The following is a 16,945-nucleotide window of genomic DNA, read 5'->3' on the forward strand; positions in this document are numbered from 1 at the left end:
AAAAAGCGATTTGTACGTAATATTCGGACGCAATTACAAGCCAGCGCAACGGTGAGCGCCGGCATTGGGCATCTGCGATCCAGCCGCAATCATAGCCGCGGCATGGCGCGATGTGTGAAAGCATCGGGCAAACAAGATACGCGTAGTCGATCGCTTACGCAGGAGGGCTGTGCGCGCTCGCGGCTCCGCTTGCGATCAACGCCGACATCGCGTGTGCGACGCACTGCCGCGCCAGTACGTCAGTCGGGTCGACGAGCCTCACACTCGTCCCTCGGCTGCCGGTATAGTCGCTTCCCGGCAGCAGCAGCGGCAATTCCGTGCAACCGAGCACGATCACTTCGACACCTGCGCCGACGAGTCCGTCGATCGCCGCGGCGATGTCTTCCTGACACTGGCCGGTCGTAAACCCCGCTTTGACGCCACGCTTGCCGTAAATGGCTTGCATGACACGCGCCTGCAATTCGCGCGAGGGAATGACCTGTCGCAGGCCTTGGGCGGTCAGCGCATCGCGATAGACGCCGCTCTCGATGGTCCCCGACGTGGCCAGCACGCCAACTTCGCGCAGCCCCGGATAAGCCGCTAGGAGATGACGCACCGTCACCGTGAGCATGTTGACGATCGGTATGCCAAGGTATGGCTGGATCCGATCGACGAACGCGTGCGCCGTATTGCATGGAATGGCGATGAGGTCGGCGGCGCCTTCTTCGAGCTTTTTGCATGTCGCGTATAGCGAAACCGTTGGGTCTGCGCCGTCGCCGATCAGGTGTTCGGTGCGATCCGGAATTTGCGGATTGTGCTCGACCAACAGCTTGATGTGATCCTGGTCGCGCACCGCGGGCGTGTTGCGCACGATCTTTTGCAGGAAGTCGACCGTGGCTGCAGGGCCGACGCCACCGACGACACCGACCTTGAAGGCGCGACGATCGGCGCCGCCTGCCGAATCGAGCACATGGTGCGCGTAAGCCAGATTGGAATCGATGATCGGCACATCGAGCGCGCCGAGCTGTTCCGCCACGAGCGCGATCTCGGTCACCCCGGGCACGATGACATCCACGCCCTGTTCGATCAAGTCCTCGCAGGCACGGCGCAGCAGCGCGACGGGCCGCCCGCGCAGCGTCCCCGCTTTGATCCCGTCCGCGCCGTAGACGGCTTGCGTCACGCAATCGATGCCGCCTTGCGTGCGCGGGTGGACCACATCGAATCCCGGCGCGGCGAAGTAGCGCTCGAACAGTCGCTTTTCGCGCGTGTAGGCGGAAGCGAGTATGCCGATTCGCGTTGCCGCCGGCATTCGCCTCTCGACCCAGTTGCGTGCCGCTTCCACGATGTCCACGACCTCCAATCGAGAATTCGCGCGTAGCTCGTCGATGAACGTGTGACTCAGAAAGCACGGCAGCACGACCGTGGTGACGCCGCGCTTCTCGAAATCCTTCATCAAATCGAATATGTAAAGCTTGCGCTCGAAGGTGGCGGTGTCGATAGGCCCGGCGCTGCGCCACGCGTGCTGCTCGAAGATCACGTCGAAGTCGGCCGCGCCGGTCGCAGCGGGCACGGCCTTCATCATCTTGAAGAGCACGTCGGCGCTCGCGAGTGGGCCCAGCCCGCCGATCACGCCGAACCTGCGCATCGTATCGCGCTTCATTTGGCTTCGAACTGCGCTTGCGCGAGCGGCGGCTCGACGGCGCGGCATTCGCGAGCGGCCTCCCACTTGGCGACGACCGCCGTCGCCACGCTGTTGCCGACCACGTTCGTCATCGTGCGGCCCATATCGAGAATCTGATCGATCGCCAAGACCAAAGCCACCCCCGCCGCGGGCAGATGAAACAGCGGCGCCACCGCGGCCACGACCACGACCGAGCCGCGCGGCACGCTCGCCATGCCCTTGCTGCTGAGCATCAGCACGAGCAGCATGAAGATCTGCTGCGAAAGGGGCATGTCGACACCGAACGCCTGCGCAATGAAAATCGCCGCGAACGATTGGTACATCATCGAACCGTCCAGATTGAACGCGTAACCGAGCGGCAATGCAAAGCCGACGACCTTCTTGTCCACGCCGAACTTCTCGAGCTGCTCGGCAAGACGCGGATAAGCGGCTTCGCTACTCGCCGTCGAGAACGCGAGCAGCGCGGGCTCGCGCACTTGCTTCAGTAGCGGGCCCACCCGGCGGCCGAGGAACAGATATCCCGCACCGATCAATACCGCCCACAAAATGACGAGCCCCAAGTAGAACGAGCCGATCAGCTTGCCGTAGGTATAGAGGACATCGAGCCCGCGCAGCGTGACGGCCGAAGCGATCGCACCGAACACGCCGAACGGCGCAGCCCTCATCACGTAGTCGGTCAGGCGCAGCATGACGGGCACCATGCCGTCGATCGCCCGCACGAGACCGGCCACTCGCGGATCCTCCTTCAATGCGCCCAGCCCTAGCCCGAAGAACAGCGAGAAAACGAGAATCTGCAAGATGTCGTTGCGCGCCATCGCATCGAGCAAGCTCGTGGGAAACGCGTGCGTCACCACGTCTTTGACGTTCAGCGCGGCCGTATTGAGGCCCGTCGCTCCGTCGCTCGCACCGCCAACGAGATGCAGGCCCGCGCCGGGCTGCAGCGTGTTGGCCAACAGTAGCCCGAGTGCGAGCGATATCAGCGAAGCGCAGACGAACCAGCCGAGCGTGCGCACGCCGATGCGCCCGACGTCGCGGCCGCTCTCCATGCCCGCCAGCCCGGAAACGAGCGTGACGAACACGAGCGGCGAAATGATCATTTTGATCAGCCGCAGAAAGATATCCGTCACGATCGAGAAATATCCCGCTGCGACTTTGGCCGCGGCGGCGTCGGGTGCGCTTGCGTGGCATACGTAGCCCGCAACGACGCCGAGGATCATGCCTGCGGCAATGTACAACGTAAGTCGATTCTTCATGGTCATCCGTCCTGGGTTGCGCGCCGGCGCTCGCCGAAGCGCCGCGCACGCGAAAATGTCCAGCGCCGTCGTTGGCTCGACGGCGCTCCGCTCATGAGATGGAACAGATGGTATTGACGGCCAAGAAGGCGTCGATGCTGGTGCTGCATCGACCTATGCGGTTTCCGCATAAGCCGGGAAAACCCTGGGTTTTCTCCCTGTGGGCGCTCTAGGCGCTGGCGCGCAAGTGCTGCCACAGCGCGTCGAGAAATTCGCCGCGGTTCGATGCGTCGCGATAGACGCGCAACTCGACTTCGAGGTTCCAACTGCTCTCCCCCGCGGGTACCAGGACGCCGCTCGCGAGTTCTTCGGCAATCGCGCTCTTGGGCAGCCACGCGATGCCTTCACCCTCGATGACCAGCTTCTTGAGTACCTCCGCCATGTCCGATTCGTAGTGCGGCTGCAAAGCGGCGGCCCCTGCCGCCCGCTCGAGCAGCAAAGCCAAGCATCGGCCGAAGTAGCTCGTTTCGGTGTACGAAATGAGCGGCAGCGGTTGCTTGGCCGTGCCCGGCAAGCGGTAGCGCGGCCCCGAGCGCGCATTGGGCCTGCTGGCCGGCATGAACGTATCGATGCCCACCGTGAGGTGCTCGTAACGCACAGGGTCCAAATGCAGGGGCAATTCGGGATGGTGATAGGCGAACATCAGCTCGCAGTTGCCGTTCACGAGCATCAAGATCGAGTCGTGCACGTTGGTCGGGATCACGCGGGCACGCACGTCACCGACGTGCGCCGTCAGCGTCTTCAACCACCCGGGCAGGAAATTGAGCGAGATCGTATGCCCGGCCGCGATGCGCAAGCTCTTGCCCGAGATGCGCTGCTCGGTGCGAATGACCGCGCGCGTGTCGAACAGTTTCTGCAGGAGGTCTTCGGCAACTTCCCGAAATAGCCGGCCCGCCGGCGTGAGCACCGGCGGGAAACTGCTGCGATCGATCAATTCGGCGCCGACCCACTGCTCGAGGGATTGGATCCGTCTGCTGAATCCCGATTGCGTGACGTTCCGGAATTCGGCCGCGCGCGAGAAGCTTTGGTACTGTGCGAGCGCGATGAAATCCTCGATCCACTTGATTTCCATAGTCGACGGGCGCGTGCAGCGGCAAGCGCCGCTCAGGTTCTCGGAAGGCGGCATTTTACGCCCGCGCGAGCCACGGCAGTCGCTCCGGCTCGGGCCGCCGCGACGCGGCACATTTCGGCTCCCGCTGAAACATGGACGATGGTCTGCGACTTACACTGCTTTCATCGATTCATCGACGAGGCCCCCATGACGCAGACGCACCCGACCGATCCGCTGCAAGCCGTCACGCACCCCAATCCCTATCCGTACTATGCAGCGCTTCGCAACCGCGCGCCGCTCGTACGCGACGAGACATCGAACCTGTGGGTGGCGGCCCGCGCGCAGACGGTAAGCCGCGTGCTGGGGGATGAGCGCTTGACGGTGCGCCCGATGAGCGAGCCCGTACCGCCTGCCATTGCCGGGCGGCCGGCGGGCGAGGTATTCGCGCGGCTAGCCCGCATGAACGAGGGCGAAAGCCATCGCCTCGCCCGGCAGGCGCTCGTCAACGGACTCGGTTCGGTCGATATCGGCGCGCTGTTTCGTTCGGCCAGCGATCGAGCGGCCACCCTCATCAGGCGTTTCGATGCGCGCGACGCCGCGCTGCTCGACACGTTGGCGTTTGCGCTACCCGTGCGAATCGTCGCCGAGTTGCTGGGACTGCCGGCCGACGACGCCCTCGAAGCGACGGTACGCCGATTCGTAGCGTGTCTGTCTCCGGCATCGAACGCCGAAGCGTTGCGCGAAGCGCACGAGGCCGCTTTGCGAATGCAATCGGACCTGCATGCGCTGACGCTGGAAAGCACGGCCGCATCCCCGCTGCTCGAGCGCATCGTCGCCGGGGGGCTGACCAGGAGCGCCGATCTGCCGAACCCACTCGTCGCCAACTTGGTCGGGCTGTTCTCGCAAACGTTCGACGCGACAGCCGGCTTGATCGGCAACAGCGTCGTCACCCTCGTCCAGTATCGCGACGTGGCCGCCCAACTGCGCGCCGCGCGGATCGACATTCATGCATTCGTTCGCGAAGTGGCCCGTTTCGATCCCGCAGTCCACAATACGCGCCGCTTCGTACGCGATACCGTCGAGATCGAAGGCGTGAGGCTGCAACCGGGCGATGCCGTACTGGTCGTATTGGCAGCCGCCAGCCGCGACGACGATGCCTACGACAACGCCGAGAGCTTCATCGCCGAGCGCACGAGCGCACCGCTGCCGGGTTTCGGGGCCGCACGTCATGGCTGCCCGGGCGAGGCCATCGCAATGGCCATCGCGGCGGGCGTCGTATCGGCGCTGCTCGAGAGCGGATTCGATCACGCCAACCCTTCGCTGAGCTGGACCTATCGGCCTTCGCTCAACGCCCGCATACCGAGCTTCAAATTCTACGAGAGGAGCCCATCATGATTGCCGTCATCTTCGAAGTCACCCCCAAGGCTGGCCACCGCGACGAATATTTGGAGATTGCAGCGAGCCTAAAGCCGTTGCTCGCGGACATCCCCGGCTTCATCTCGATCGAGCGCTTCCAAAGCCTGAGCGATCCGACCAAGCTGCTCTCGCTGTCGTTTTGGGCCGACGAGGAAGCCGTGGCGCAATGGCGCAACGTCGAGGCGCATCGCCATGCCCAGGCGAAAGGACGCGAGTCGGTGTTCGCCGACTATCGGCTGCGAATCGCAGCCGTCGTGCGCGACTATGGCATGACCGAGCGCGAGCAAGCGCCCGTCGACAGCCGCCGCGTTCACGATCGAACTGCGCAGTGAAGCGGTACGCCCGAGCGGTCGCATCCGTCCGCTCGGCGCCTATCCTCCCCACGTGGAATCGATAGCAACATTCGTTGGTTCGCCGCTTCCACGCCGCAAACTACACTGGGCTCGTCTCGATACGACCAGCCCAGCATGCCCGCCTCCTCTCCAGCACCTTTTTCGCGTCCGCCCGCTCTCTCCCAGCACAGGCTATGCATCGCCCGACACATGGCGCGCAAGCCCGCGAGGACGACGTCATGAATATCGAAGTGCTCGATTACGACGTGGTCGTCGTGGGCGGCGGCACCGCCGGGCCCATGGCCGCGATCAAAGCGAAAGAGCGCGCGCCGAACCTGCGTGTCTTGCTCCTCGAGAAGGCCAACGTGAAACGCAGCGGCGCAATTTCGATGGGAATGGATGGCCTGAACAATGCCGTCATCCCCGGCCACGCCACACCGGAGCAGTACACGCGAGAAATCACGATCGCGAACGACGGCATCGTCGATCAGCGCACCGTCTACGCCTACGCGAAGCACAGCTTCGCGACGATCGAGCAGCTCGACCGTTGGGGCGTCAAGTTCGAAAAGGACGGTAACGGCGATTTCGCCGTTAAAAAAGTACATCACATGGGCTCGTACGTGCTGCCGATGCCGGAAGGCCACGACATCAAGAAGATTTTGTATCGCCAATTGAAGCGCTCGCGCGTTGCGATCACGAACCGCATCGTCGTCACGCGCGTGCTGACCGATGCGCAAGGCGCCGCATGCGGCGTGCTCGGCTTCGATTGCCGCACGGCCCAGTTCTATGTCGTGCGCGCCAAGGCCGTGATCCTCGGTTGCGGTGCGGCGGGCCGCCTCGGCTTGCCCGCTTCGGGATATTTGATGGGCACCTACGAGAACCCGACCAACGCCGGCGATGGGTACGCCATGGCGTATCACGCGGGTGCGGCCCTCGCCAATCTCGAATGCTTTCAAATCAATCCGCTGATCAAGGATTACAACGGTCCGGCCTGCGCCTACGTAACGGGGCCGCTCGGCGGCTTCACGGCGAATGGCAAGGGGGAACGTTTCATCGAATGCGATTACTGGAGCGGCCAAATGATGTGGGAGTTCTATCAAGAGCTTCAGAGCGGAAACGGCCCCGTCTTCTTGAAGCTCGATCACCTCGCAGAGGAAACCATCCAGACGATCGAGCGGATCTTGCACACGAACGAGCGCCCGAGCCGAGGCCGCTTCCACGAAGGACGCGACACCGACTACCGTAAGCAGATGGTCGAAATGCATATCTCGGAGATAGGCCTTTGCAGCGGTCACAGCGCGTCGGGCGTGTATGTCGACGAACACGCCCAAACGAGCGTCCCCGGCTTATACGCAGCCGGCGATATGGCCGCTGTGCCTCATAACTACATGCTCGGCGCATTCACGTACGGGTGGTTCGCCGGCGAACATGCCGCGCAGTACGTCGCCGGTCGCGAACTCGCGCCAGTCGATTCCGAACAAGTGCAAGCCGAACGCGCTCGCGTGCTGTCGCCCCTCACGCGCGAGCACGGGCATGCGCCCTCGCAAGTCGAATACAAGCTCAGGCGGCTCGTCAACGATTATCTACAGCCGCCCAAAGTCGCACTCAAGATGGAGATCGGTTTGCGCCGCTTCGCCCAGATTGCCGAAGACATCGAAGCCATCAAAGCGAACAACCCGCATGAGCTGATGCGCGCCGCAGAAGTGCGCGCGATTCTCGATTGCGCTGAAATGGCGGCGCGCGCGTCGTTGTTTCGCACGGAGAGCCGCTGGGGGCTCTACCACCATCGTTTGGACTATCCGCAGCGCGACGATGCTCGATGGTTTTGCCACACGCACCTGTACAAGGGCGAGAACGGCGACATGATCGTGGCAAAACGTGCGGTCGAGTCATACATCGTGCCGCTCGAAAAGGAAGAGCGCGCCGCCTATGACGCGCTGCGCATTCGTGAGCACGAACCCGCGCCGCAGGCGACTTGACGCCCTCGTAGACCTATGCCGAACCGCAACCAACCAAACGATTCCGCTTTTATGCCTCATACCCCGCACGAGATCTTCCAGCGCGCCAGCGCGCCGGTATCCATCGACGAATCGCGTTGTATCGCCGACAAAGGTTGCACCGTCTGTGTCGACGTCTGCCCGCTCGACCTGCTCGCCATCGACCTCACCAAAGGCAAGGCCTACATGCAGTTCGACGAATGCTGGTACTGCATGCCTTGCGAGGCAGATTGCCCCACCGGCGCGGTCAAGGTGGACATCCCTTACCTGCTGCGCTGATCGATCAGCCCGTTGCTCACGGCAACATCATGAACCATCGATACCGGATGATATTGCGATCCGTCGTTGCGGCAATCGTCGGCGCGGCCGCGACGCTTGCCCATGCGCAGACCATACGCGTGGCCATCGGCACGCAAGATACGACGATCAACTGCGCGACGGGCGGCTTGCTGATTCGCGAACTGCACTTGCTCGACAAGTACCTACCGCACTCGGGCAAATACCAAGGCGTCCGATACGACGTCCAATGGAAAGATTTCACGTCGGGCGCGCCGATGACCAACGAAATGGTCGCGGGCAAGCTCGACTTCGGCGCCATGGCGGATTTCCCCGGGTCCCTGAACGGCGCGGCGTTTCAAAAGGCCGGCAAAAAGAGCATCTTCATTTCGGTTCTCTCGGGGAGCATCGAAGGCAGCGGCAACGGCATCGTCGTGTCGCTCGATTCGCCCGTTCGCACGATCGCCGATTTGAAGGGCAAGACCATCTCGGTGCCATTCGCATCGACCGCGCATGGCATGCTGCTGCGCGCCATCAAGGCTCAGGGCTGGAACGCAGACACCGACCTGAACATCATCACGCAAGCGCCAGAAGTGGCCGGCAGTGCGTTGAAGGCGAACAAGATCGACGCGCATGCGGACTTCGTCCCGTTCGCCGATTTATTCCCCTATCGCGGCTTCGCACGCAAGATCTATGACGGCGCGCAAAGCCATGCCGCTACCTTCCATGGCGCGCTCGTCGACGCAGCGTATGCGCAGAAGTACCCGGAAATCGTCGTCGCGTATTTGCGCGCGGCCATCGAAGCGAATCGCCTGATGACCGAAGACCCGGAAAAATACAGTCTTCTGATTCAAAAAGTGGCCGGCATCGAAGCGCCGGTGGACTATCTCTTTCACGGACCACTCGGGATCCAGACGCGCGACTTCACATGGAAGCCCGAATACCGCCGTGCGCTCGGCACCGCTATCGATACGCTCAAGCTGCTGAAGAAAACGGACACCACACTCAGCGCCGACACCTTCATCGACGATCGCTATATCCGCGAAGCATTCAAGCAGTCCGGGCTCGATTACGACGCGGCGCTCGCGAACTACGCGAAGTCGCCCTTGAAGGCGAACGACGCGGCGACAGGCAAGCCGATTCGCGAATTCAACGATGTCGCGCAGGTATGGCTCGAAGACGAAGCGCGCGTGCGCGATTATGCGAACCCCGCCGAGGCGTTCGCCGCGCTGGACCGACTGCGGCATGGCGGCGCCAAGGTGCGCGCGGTATTCGTGCATGACCACGCCGACGGACTGAAATTGTTTGCGAACCAAGCGTGGTACGTCAAGGCCGAGCGCGGGGCGCTCGTGGCGTTCTGGCTGCGCTCGACGGCGAACGCTTACGCGCAGCGCGTATCGGGCAAGGTTCTCGACTATGCGGCGGTATCGGCGCTGCCGCAGAAGTCGGTCGCGGCGCGCTGAACCACCCCCTCTGCGCTGTCAAGCAAGTCGGCGCACGCACCACGATTTCTCCATCGATCGCCCAAACGCGCCGTTGGAGCCACTGAACCGGGAGCTTCACCTGCATGGCAGCCACACTCGATTTAGCCGAATCCCGCGCACGCCCGCTACGCCGGGGCTTGCCGCGCGCGTCTAGCCGGCGCACCGCATCGAATACCATGCGCCGCCTACTGCGCGTTGCGTCCGTGCTGGTTTGCATCGCGCTTTGGCAAGCCCTCGTCCATCTGCGGGTGTCGCTTGGCATCGTCACGTTTTCGAATCTGCCCTCGCCGATCGACGTGATGCAAGCCTTCGCGGCGCAACTGCACTCGCCGAAACTGCCGATGCATTTGGCGGCGAGCGTCGTTCGTGTGCTGAGCGGCTTTTGCGCAGCTGCGGTGACGGGGGTGGCGTTAGGGCTCGCCATCGGCCGACATCGGCTGCTCGAAGACACCCTGCTGCCGCCCCTCGAGATGCTGCGGCCGATCCCCGCCGTGGCCTGGATTCCGCTCGCCATTCTCATGTTCCCGTCCTCGGAGCTGAGCATGGTGTTCATTACGTTCATCGGCGCACTATTTCCGATCCTGCTCAATACGGTGCATGGCGTCGATGCGGTGGACCAGCGTCTGGTCTCGACCGCGCGCAGCCTCGGCACGGGGCCGATCGCGCTCTATATCGAGGTGATCGTGCCGGGCGCGGCGCCCGCGATTTTCACGGGGCTCGCGATCGGCATGGGCACCGCATGGTTCTGCCTCGTCACGGCCGAGATGATCGCGGGACAGTACGGCATCGGTTACTTCACGTGGGAGTCCTACACCTTGCAAAACTACGCCGACATCGTCGTCGGCATGGCCCTGATCGGCACGCTGGGCATGGGCAGCAGTGCGCTCGTCAAACGGCTGGGCCTGCTGTTGACGCCCTGGTATCGCCCGCGTGGAGAAAAACGATGACGGTCCAGTCCGTTGCACGGCATCGGTCGGCGCACGTCGCTTTGCGCGCGTTGACCGTCGAAGTAGGGCCACCGCATAGGCGAGTGGCTGCGCTCGACAGGGTCGATCTCGATGTGCCGCCGGGTCAATTCGTCTGCGTGCTGGGGCCGTCGGGGTGTGGAAAATCCACGCTGCTCGCGGCGATTGCGGGGCACATTGCCGCCAAGGAAGGATACGTCGACGTCGACAGTGCGCGAGTCGAACATCCGCATCCCGATCGCGGCCTCGTCTTTCAGACGCACACGCTGTTTCCGTGGAAACGCGTCATCGACAACGTCGCCTTCGGGCTCAAGATGCAAGGCATCGGCGCGGCCGCGCGGCGACGCGAGGCCCAGCGCCTGCTCGATCTCGTGGGCCTAGGCGGCTATGCATCGCACTATCCGGCGCAATTGTCGGGAGGCATGCAACAGCGCGTCGAGATCGCTCGCGTACTCATCAACCGCCCCCGCGTGCTGCTGATGGACGAACCGTTCGGCGCCCTCGATGCCCAGACCCGCCGAAAGATGCAGGCGCTGCTGCTCGATCTCTGGGCGAGCATCCGCACCACGGTGATCTTCGTCACGCACGACATCGACGAGGCACTGTTCCTCGGCGATCGCGTCGTCGTGCTGTCGCGGCAGCCAGCGCGCATCGTGGCCGACTTCGAGGTCCCGTTCGCACGGCCGCGCACCGAAGCCGCCACACTCGATCCTGCGTTCGTAGATATCAAGCGCGAGTGCTTGGCTTGGCTGAGCACGCCGGTGTGACGCGGCGCGTTGTCCGATCCTCAAACTTTCATCGAAGCCCATCGACATGACTGCGTTGCCCTTTACTGCCCCAAGCGCCGCCGTTGCGTCCTACTCGGCGCGCTTGGACGACGCCGATGCTCAAGTCCGTCGCGTCGCCCTGCTCGAACTCGCCGACCTTGGCGACCCGCAATGCGTACCCGACTTCATCGCGAGCCTGCAAGGCGACGCATCGCCCGAAGTTCGCGCACAAGCCGCGCGCGTGCTCGGCGACTGGGAGCGAGACGATGTCGTTCAAGCCCTATGCGGCGCGTTGCTGGACACACATGAAGCCGTTCGCGAAGCCGCCGCGCTAAGCTTGTCCGAATTGAAGGACGCCGGCTCGGCGCTGGTATTGCTAGGGTGGGCGCAGCGGCCCGAACCGTTCGTTCGAGTATCGGTCTTGCGCGGCTTGCGCGAATTGCGATATGCCGATGCATTCGGCGTCGCCGATCGCGCACTCGCCGACGATGCGCCCGCCGTGAGGATCGAAGCCATTGCCGTGCTGGGCTGGCTGAAGGACCGTCGCGCGTTGGCGACGCTTGCCGCGCTGACGGCGGCCGATCCGGAACCGAGCGTGCGGCGAGCTGCCGCAAGTGCGCTCGGCTTCGCGTCCGCGACCGATCCACAGGCCGTCTGCGCGTTGCTCGCCGCACTGCGCGATGCGGCCTGGCAAGTGCGCGAGCAAGCGGCCACGACACTGGGCAAGCTACGGCCGAGCACCGCACGCGAGCCGTTGATGGCGGCGCTGAACGACGCTTATTGGCAAGTCCGCTTGCGCGCCGTGCGCGCGCTGGGACAATTGCGCGATGCGCATGCCGCTGCATCCATTGCGGCCTTGCTCGGTCATCCGATCAGCAATCTGCGCAAGGAGGCCGCGCTTGCGCTGGGCGAGCTCGGCGTACGCGAGACGCTCGCTGCACTACAGCAGGCGCTGCGAGATCCCGATCCCGATGTACGCAAATCGGCTCGCATTGCGGTCGCGCAAATCGAAGAGACGCAGCTATGACCCCAGCCATCGCCGAAATCAAAATCGACCGCCGCGCTCGCCGTGTCATCGTGGTGGGAGGCGACGGCCACGATAGAGTGCTCGATGCGACGCAACTGCGGCGGGCATGCCCCTGCGCGCAGTGCCGCCTCTCGAGCCGGCGAGGCTGCCATGTCGAACCGACCGAGCGCGTGCACGTCGAGCAACTGCAGCCCATGGGCTACGGCGTGCAAATCGGCTTCAGCGATGGACATGCTCAGGGGATCTATCCATGGCCCTACCTGTTGGCATTGGCGTCCGACGCCTCGGAGCCGGGCGGCGCGCCCGCGCCGTGACCGCGCAAACCCGAGGTCCGATTCACTGCCTCTTTCAGGCAGATTGCTCGATGCAAGCGTTTCGATTCTCCGCTCGGCCGCACGCCTCCCCACATCGGCCATAACACCGCTTCTTCTCCGTCCCTGCGCCCACGCGGCGATTCCCCCACGCCGTTCGCCCTTTCTCGCCCGAACTCTCGCGCCACGCGCGCAGCGACGGCATCTATCTTGTCGTCTCATCGGGCTCGGCTCGCCCGTCGTTCGAAACGTCGCCCAGCAGACGCCTCGTTGCGCGTTTAGAATCCCTGCTGCGCTTGGTTTTTCTCCGGGCGGTTTCGCTCGCGTCGAGGCCGCCATCGAACGTCGCCGTCGTTTTCGAGGACACTGAATGACCGCTCTCTCCGCCTTCCCCATCACCCGCAAATGGCCGGCACGGCATCCCGACCGCATCCAGCTCTATTCGCTGCCCACACCGAACGGCGTGAAGGTTTCGATCATGCTGGAAGAAACGGGGCTGCCCTATGAGCCGCATCTCGTGCGTTTCGACGCAAACGAACAGATGTCGCCGGAATTCCTTTCGCTGAACCCGAACAATAAGATTCCGGCGATCATCGATCCTCACGGCCCCGGCGGCAAACCGCTGGCGCTATTCGAATCGGGCGCAATTCTGATTTATCTGGCCGACAAGAGCCGCAAATTCATTCCCGCCGATGAAGCAGGCCGCTACGAAACCATTCAGTGGCTGATGTTCCAAATGGGCGGCATAGGCCCGATGTTCGGCCAAGTGGGGTTCTTCAATAAATTTGCAGGGAAAGACTACGAAGATAAGCGGCCGCGCGATCGCTACGTGGCCGAATCGCGCCGTTTGCTCAATGTGTTGAACGACCGGCTGCGCGAGCGTCAATGGATCATGGGCGACAGCTATACGATCGCCGATATCGCCACGTTCCCTTGGGTGCGCAACCTCATCGGCTTCTACGAAGCGGGCGAGCTCGTCGGTTTCGCCGATTTCCCGCACGTGCAACGCGCGCTCGACGTCTTTCTCGCGCGGCCGGCCGTGATCAAGGGCCTCGATATTCCGAGCCGCGGTTAGTCGCTACCGGCGAGACGCCGCGCTTGCGAGCATCCCTGCCACCGGTGGAAGCCACGCAAGCGCAGCGCCTACCCAATCACTGCGCTTGGGCCGCTTGCTGCGCGGCCTTTCTCTCTTGGTCTTGCTTCTTCGCCATGTGCCGCCCGACGATGCAGCCTCCAACGGCGCCCATGACGGCATGATGCCCGGCGTAATGCCCGGCCACCGCGCCGACGGCTGCGCCTTTGACGCAGCCCTTGGCCTGAGCGGCCGTCCCCGATGCGGCAAGCACGAGCAGCGCAGCGGACAGCATGATTTTCTTACGATTCGTTTTCATCGATGACACCTGTTTGTTCGGTCGGTTGCCCGAATGTAGGGGCGCGGATTCGGATTTAAAGCTAACACACCTACCGACGCGGGTGAGATGCCGCGATGCACACTCGCTCGTGCCGCTTACCATCGGTTGGGATTTGCTGCCGCCCATCGTCGGCGTATCCGCGGCAGCGTCAGAAAGGCTTGACCACCACGAGGATGGCGATCGCGATCGCACTGACAACGATCGCAGCCGGGACAGCACGCAGCCTGCGCGGCGCAGTGCGCCCCTTGTTGCGCCCCATTCGACGCAGCGTGCCCGACAGAATGCCATGCAACGCCGACAAGAACACTGCAAAGCAGAGCTTGACGATCAGCCATGGCGAGCTGAACCATCCGCCCATGACGCCGAGCGCGATCCCCAACGCCCACACGAGCCCCAGCGCGGGCGAAGACAAGCGGCGGTCCCAGCGAATGACGGCATCGATCAAATCGCTACGTTCTTGCGGTGCACTGTCGCTAGCCCGCGTGAGTATGACCGCTACCACGGACATCGCCAGAATCCCGCCCATGAACACCAGCACCGCGCCGACATGCAACGCCTTGAGCCAAAGATAAAGCATCGATCGCCTCTCGTTCCAATGGTTGTACTTAGCTGCGCTTACCGTTGAGCTTGCGCCACAACGTAGTCTTACTTATCCCTAGCGTATGACAGGCCGCATCTCGATCGCCGTTGCACGCGGCCAACACGGCTCGCACTTCCTCGGCTTCGACGTGCCGGCTTCGTTCGCGCAGCGTCGTCGCGGCGTCGGCGCCCTCATCGCGCTCCGGCGAGCGGCGCGCGAACAGCTCGGGCGCGATCGTGCGCATTGCCTCGACATCGAGCGGTGCCGCATGCCCAGGCGGTGCGGCGATGTCGGCCAGATCGACCGCGATTCGTTCGATGACGTTTTGCAGCTCGCGCACATTGCCAGGCCACGCATACGCGCACAGCACACCCTCGACGCCCGCCAACAAGCGCAGCGCTGCCTCGCTGCCGCGAACGCGCGCGGCGAGCCGCGGCTCGCGTTGCACCGCCTGCATGAACAGCGACACGGCGAGCGGCATGATGTCGCCGGCTCGCTCGCGCAGCGGCGGCAGCGCCATGCTCAAAATGTTGAGACGATAATACAGATCCGCCCGAAAGGTGCCGCCCGCAATCCGCTCTGTCAGCGTGCCATGGGTGGCGGCGATGACGCGGATATCGACGCGCATCGGCTCGGTCGAACCGAGCCGCACGACCTCGCGCTCCTGAAGGACGCGCAGAAGGCGGCTTTGCAGCGGCATCGGCATTTCGCCGATTTCATCGAGGAATAACGTGCCGCGGTGAGCCGCTTCGATCAAGCCGGCCTTGCCCCCTTTGCGCGCCCCGGTGAACGCTCCCTCCTCATAGCCGAACAATTCGCTTTCGAGCAACGCCTCGGGAAATGCGCCGCAGTTGATCGCGACGAAGGGAAACTCGTGCCGCGCGCTCAACCGGTGAATGCTTTGCGCCACCATCTCCTTGCCGGTGCCGCTCTCTCCGAGCACGAGGACCGTCGCATCCGATTTGGCGTAGCGCTGCACGAGCGTCTTCACCCGCTGCACCGGCGCACTATCGCCGATCAGATCGTCGAGCCGGTAGCGGGCGGCGAACTGATGCGTCAGTTGTTTCGACCGCAACGTGCGATCGAGGCGCTCGACGGCGCGCGATTCCTGAAACGTCAAGACGGCGCCATCCTCGCCGCTGTCGCCCGCGAGCGGTCCGCGGTGCACGAGATAGCTGACGCCGCGAATCGAGACCAGCACATCGCCATCGGCATCGGGCAGCTTGCGTGCGAGGTCGGGGGCGAGATCGCCGAGCGAGCGCCCCACGGCGCGCGCCGCGTCGATGTCGAGCGCCTGCGCCAAGCGCCGATTGATCGCTTCGACGCGACCGCCGGCATCGAGCGCAACGACACCGTCGCGCAGATGCTGAAGCAGGTTGTCGATGTGGCGGCGACGCTTGGCCTCGGCGCGCGTCGCTTCGGCCAGTTCGAGCGCGGTCTCGAAGCCCTGGCGAATCGAAGCATGCGAGTAAAGGAACACGGCGTCGATCCCGGCCGCGGCAGCCAGATCGGCGATCAGCCCCGGCCCCACTACGGCGCCCACCCCGCGTTCGCGCAGCGCCTGCACACACGCGCTGGCATCTTCGGCGGAGCGATACGACTCGAACACGATGTCCAGCCCATACGCCACCACGAAATCGCGCACCTCTTGCGGCGTCTCGCCGGGGCTGACGAGAGCGACCTGCCGCTGGCCCTGACGCCGCGCACGCGCGAGCGAATGCATCACGTCGAAGCCTGTCGGATTGATCTGCACCACGGGCACCGACAAGCGCGTTTTCAGGTATGCGGCGTTGGAGCCGCCCGCGACGACGACATCGGGACGCCGCTCGCCCGCCGCCTCGACTTCGCGGACCGCATCGTCGTAGGCGCGAGCGATCACCCGTAAATCGGCAAGCGCTTCGTATTCGCCCGCGATGTCGAACAACAGATCGCGCAATCGGCTGATGCCGAACGCCCAGATGCGAGGGCGAGCGGGAACTTGGAACGATGGGTCGGAAGAAAGACGGCTCACTGAGCAACCTCGTGGGACAACGACACACACGGCGGACGAAGTTCGCATTATGCGCGCGACCGCTCCACTTTTGAAATTTAAAATTTCATTAGTGAAATCCATCGCACCTTACCATCTCCCATCTTTCCTTATGAATCAATGCGTTACCTTAGCGAGGACAGGGTGGCCCGCACTTTGCTCTAAGGGAGCACCTTTCCGGGAGCCAACGTGAACACCGAACATCAGCAACCCATGCAGGCCGGCGCGGCATTTCGCGCCGCCGTTGCCCAAGAGCAGCCCTTGCAAGTCGTCGGCGCGATCACCGCTTATGCGGCCAAGATGGCGCAAGCCACCGGCTTCAAAGCCGTCTACCTCTCCGGCGGCG

16 protein-coding genes and 1 pseudogene are annotated in these 16,945 nt (G+C 63.7%); 11 read left to right on the forward strand and 6 right to left on the reverse strand.

The annotated features are described in order from the left end of the window. Positions 1 to 154: 154 nt before the first annotated feature. From cuyB to QQS38_RS12335, 3 genes are all read right to left on the reverse strand, one after another. Positions 155 to 1,639, reverse strand: coding sequence for a cysteate racemase (gene cuyB, locus QQS38_RS12325; RefSeq protein ID WP_479645653.1), 1,485 nt, complete (start codon positions 1,637 to 1,639; stop codon positions 155 to 157). After that, positions 1,636 to 2,913, reverse strand: a complete 1,278-nt coding sequence (locus QQS38_RS12330) for a dicarboxylate/amino acid:cation symporter (RefSeq protein WP_479645654.1) — start codon at positions 2,911 to 2,913, stop codon at positions 1,636 to 1,638. Before QQS38_RS12330 ends, cuyB begins: the two co-directional genes overlap by 4 nt. A 208-nt stretch (positions 2,914 to 3,121) precedes the next feature. Further along, positions 3,122 to 4,024: a LysR substrate-binding domain-containing protein gene (locus QQS38_RS12335; protein WP_479645655.1), complete on the reverse strand. Its 903-nt coding sequence runs from the start codon at positions 4,022 to 4,024 to the stop codon at positions 3,122 to 3,124. A gap of 186 nt (positions 4,025 to 4,210) precedes the next feature. Between QQS38_RS12335 and QQS38_RS12340 the strand changes: the two genes are divergently transcribed. From QQS38_RS12340 to QQS38_RS12385, 10 genes are all read left to right on the forward strand, one after another. Then, positions 4,211 to 5,398, forward strand: coding sequence for a cytochrome P450 (locus QQS38_RS12340; RefSeq protein ID WP_479645656.1), 1,188 nt, complete (start codon positions 4,211 to 4,213; stop codon positions 5,396 to 5,398). Then, positions 5,395 to 5,751 (forward strand): antibiotic biosynthesis monooxygenase family protein, encoded by a 357-nt coding sequence (locus tag QQS38_RS12345; protein WP_479645657.1) that lies wholly within the window; start codon positions 5,395 to 5,397, stop codon positions 5,749 to 5,751. The genes QQS38_RS12340 and QQS38_RS12345 overlap by 4 nt, the downstream gene beginning before the upstream one ends. A 239-nt stretch (positions 5,752 to 5,990) precedes the next feature. After that, positions 5,991 to 7,730, forward strand: a complete 1,740-nt coding sequence (locus QQS38_RS12350) for a fumarate reductase/succinate dehydrogenase flavoprotein subunit (protein ID WP_479645658.1) — start codon at positions 5,991 to 5,993, stop codon at positions 7,728 to 7,730. 51 nt (positions 7,731 to 7,781) lie between these two features. Beyond that, on the forward strand, positions 7,782 to 8,027 hold the full coding sequence (locus QQS38_RS12355; RefSeq protein WP_479645659.1) for a 4Fe-4S dicluster domain-containing protein: 246 nt from the start codon (positions 7,782 to 7,784) through the stop codon (positions 8,025 to 8,027). Positions 8,028 to 8,074: 47 nt separating this feature from the next. Next, the gene (locus QQS38_RS12360; RefSeq protein WP_479645660.1) at positions 8,075 to 9,487 is read left to right on the forward strand and encodes an ABC transporter substrate-binding protein; all 1,413 of its coding nucleotides are present in this window, start codon (positions 8,075 to 8,077) and stop codon (positions 9,485 to 9,487) included. 104 nt (positions 9,488 to 9,591) lie between these two features. Next, a complete protein-coding gene (locus tag QQS38_RS12365; RefSeq protein ID WP_479645661.1) occupies positions 9,592 to 10,455 on the forward strand; it encodes an ABC transporter permease in 864 nt (287 codons plus the stop codon). Beyond that, on the forward strand, positions 10,452 to 11,240 hold the full coding sequence (locus QQS38_RS12370; protein WP_479645662.1) for an ABC transporter ATP-binding protein: 789 nt from the start codon (positions 10,452 to 10,454) through the stop codon (positions 11,238 to 11,240). Before QQS38_RS12365 ends, QQS38_RS12370 begins: the two co-directional genes overlap by 4 nt. A 46-nt stretch (positions 11,241 to 11,286) precedes the next feature. Beyond that, entirely contained in the window at positions 11,287 to 12,267 is a 981-nt protein-coding gene (locus tag QQS38_RS12375; protein WP_479645663.1) for a HEAT repeat domain-containing protein, read from the forward strand. Then, entirely contained in the window at positions 12,264 to 12,581 is a 318-nt protein-coding gene (locus tag QQS38_RS12380) for a DUF971 domain-containing protein (protein ID WP_479645664.1), read from the forward strand. Before QQS38_RS12375 ends, QQS38_RS12380 begins: the two co-directional genes overlap by 4 nt. Positions 12,582 to 12,948: 367 nt before the next feature. Then, complete coding sequence (locus tag QQS38_RS12385) at positions 12,949 to 13,653, forward strand: glutathione S-transferase N-terminal domain-containing protein (protein ID WP_479645665.1); 705 nt, start codon at positions 12,949 to 12,951, stop codon at positions 13,651 to 13,653. A gap of 76 nt (positions 13,654 to 13,729) precedes the next feature. On the opposite strand, the gene QQS38_RS12390 is transcribed toward QQS38_RS12385, so the two are convergent. The 3 genes from QQS38_RS12390 to prpR all read right to left on the reverse strand — a co-directional run bounded on the left by QQS38_RS12390 (position 13,730) and on the right by prpR (position 16,683). Beyond that, positions 13,730 to 13,969, reverse strand: a complete 240-nt coding sequence (locus QQS38_RS12390) for a hypothetical protein (RefSeq protein WP_479645666.1) — start codon at positions 13,967 to 13,969, stop codon at positions 13,730 to 13,732. Positions 13,970 to 14,138: 169 nt separating this feature from the next. Next, a complete protein-coding gene (locus tag QQS38_RS12395) occupies positions 14,139 to 14,567 on the reverse strand; it encodes a CopD family protein (RefSeq protein ID WP_479645667.1) in 429 nt (142 codons plus the stop codon). A gap of 28 nt (positions 14,568 to 14,595) precedes the next feature. Next, positions 14,596 to 16,683, reverse strand: a complete 2,088-nt coding sequence (prpR, locus tag QQS38_RS12400; RefSeq protein ID WP_479645668.1) for a propionate catabolism operon regulatory protein PrpR — start codon at positions 16,681 to 16,683, stop codon at positions 14,596 to 14,598. Positions 16,684 to 16,812: 129 nt separating this feature from the next. Between prpR and prpB the strand changes: the two are divergent. Next, a pseudogene (gene prpB, locus QQS38_RS12405) lies at positions 16,813 to 16,945 on the forward strand (methylisocitrate lyase); the annotation flags it as partial.

This window comes from Trinickia sp. Z7 (genome assembly GCF_056498045.1).

Excerpts from the sequence above, each read along its gene's own strand:
- QQS38_RS12365 (WP_479645661.1), top strand. The coding sequence starts at position 9,592 with ATGGCAGCCACACTCGATTTAGCCGAATCCCGCGCACGCCCGCTACGC.
- QQS38_RS12340 (WP_479645656.1), top strand. The coding sequence starts at position 4,211 with ATGACGCAGACGCACCCGACCGATCCGCTGCAAGCCGTCACGCACCCC.
- QQS38_RS12380 (WP_479645664.1), top strand. The coding sequence starts at position 12,264 with ATGACCCCAGCCATCGCCGAAATCAAAATCGACCGCCGCGCTCGCCGT.
- cuyB (WP_479645653.1), bottom strand. The coding sequence starts at position 1,639 with ATGAAGCGCGATACGATGCGCAGGTTCGGCGTGATCGGCGGGCTGGGC.
- QQS38_RS12370 (WP_479645662.1), top strand. The coding sequence starts at position 10,452 with ATGACGGTCCAGTCCGTTGCACGGCATCGGTCGGCGCACGTCGCTTTG.
- QQS38_RS12395 (WP_479645667.1), bottom strand. The coding sequence starts at position 14,567 with ATGCTTTATCTTTGGCTCAAGGCGTTGCATGTCGGCGCGGTGCTGGTG.
- QQS38_RS12345 (WP_479645657.1), top strand. The coding sequence starts at position 5,395 with ATGATTGCCGTCATCTTCGAAGTCACCCCCAAGGCTGGCCACCGCGAC.
- QQS38_RS12390 (WP_479645666.1), bottom strand. The coding sequence starts at position 13,969 with ATGAAAACGAATCGTAAGAAAATCATGCTGTCCGCTGCGCTGCTCGTG.
- QQS38_RS12350 (WP_479645658.1), top strand. The coding sequence starts at position 5,991 with ATGAATATCGAAGTGCTCGATTACGACGTGGTCGTCGTGGGCGGCGGC.
- QQS38_RS12335 (WP_479645655.1), bottom strand. The coding sequence starts at position 4,024 with ATGGAAATCAAGTGGATCGAGGATTTCATCGCGCTCGCACAGTACCAA.
- QQS38_RS12375 (WP_479645663.1), top strand. The coding sequence starts at position 11,287 with ATGACTGCGTTGCCCTTTACTGCCCCAAGCGCCGCCGTTGCGTCCTAC.
- QQS38_RS12355 (WP_479645659.1), top strand. The coding sequence starts at position 7,782 with ATGCCTCATACCCCGCACGAGATCTTCCAGCGCGCCAGCGCGCCGGTA.
- QQS38_RS12330 (WP_479645654.1), bottom strand. The coding sequence starts at position 2,913 with ATGAAGAATCGACTTACGTTGTACATTGCCGCAGGCATGATCCTCGGC.
- prpR (WP_479645668.1), bottom strand. The coding sequence starts at position 16,683 with ATGGATTTCACTAATGAAATTTTAAATTTCAAAAGTGGAGCGGTCGCG.
- QQS38_RS12360 (WP_479645660.1), top strand. The coding sequence starts at position 8,075 with ATGATATTGCGATCCGTCGTTGCGGCAATCGTCGGCGCGGCCGCGACG.
- QQS38_RS12385 (WP_479645665.1), top strand. The coding sequence starts at position 12,949 with ATGACCGCTCTCTCCGCCTTCCCCATCACCCGCAAATGGCCGGCACGG.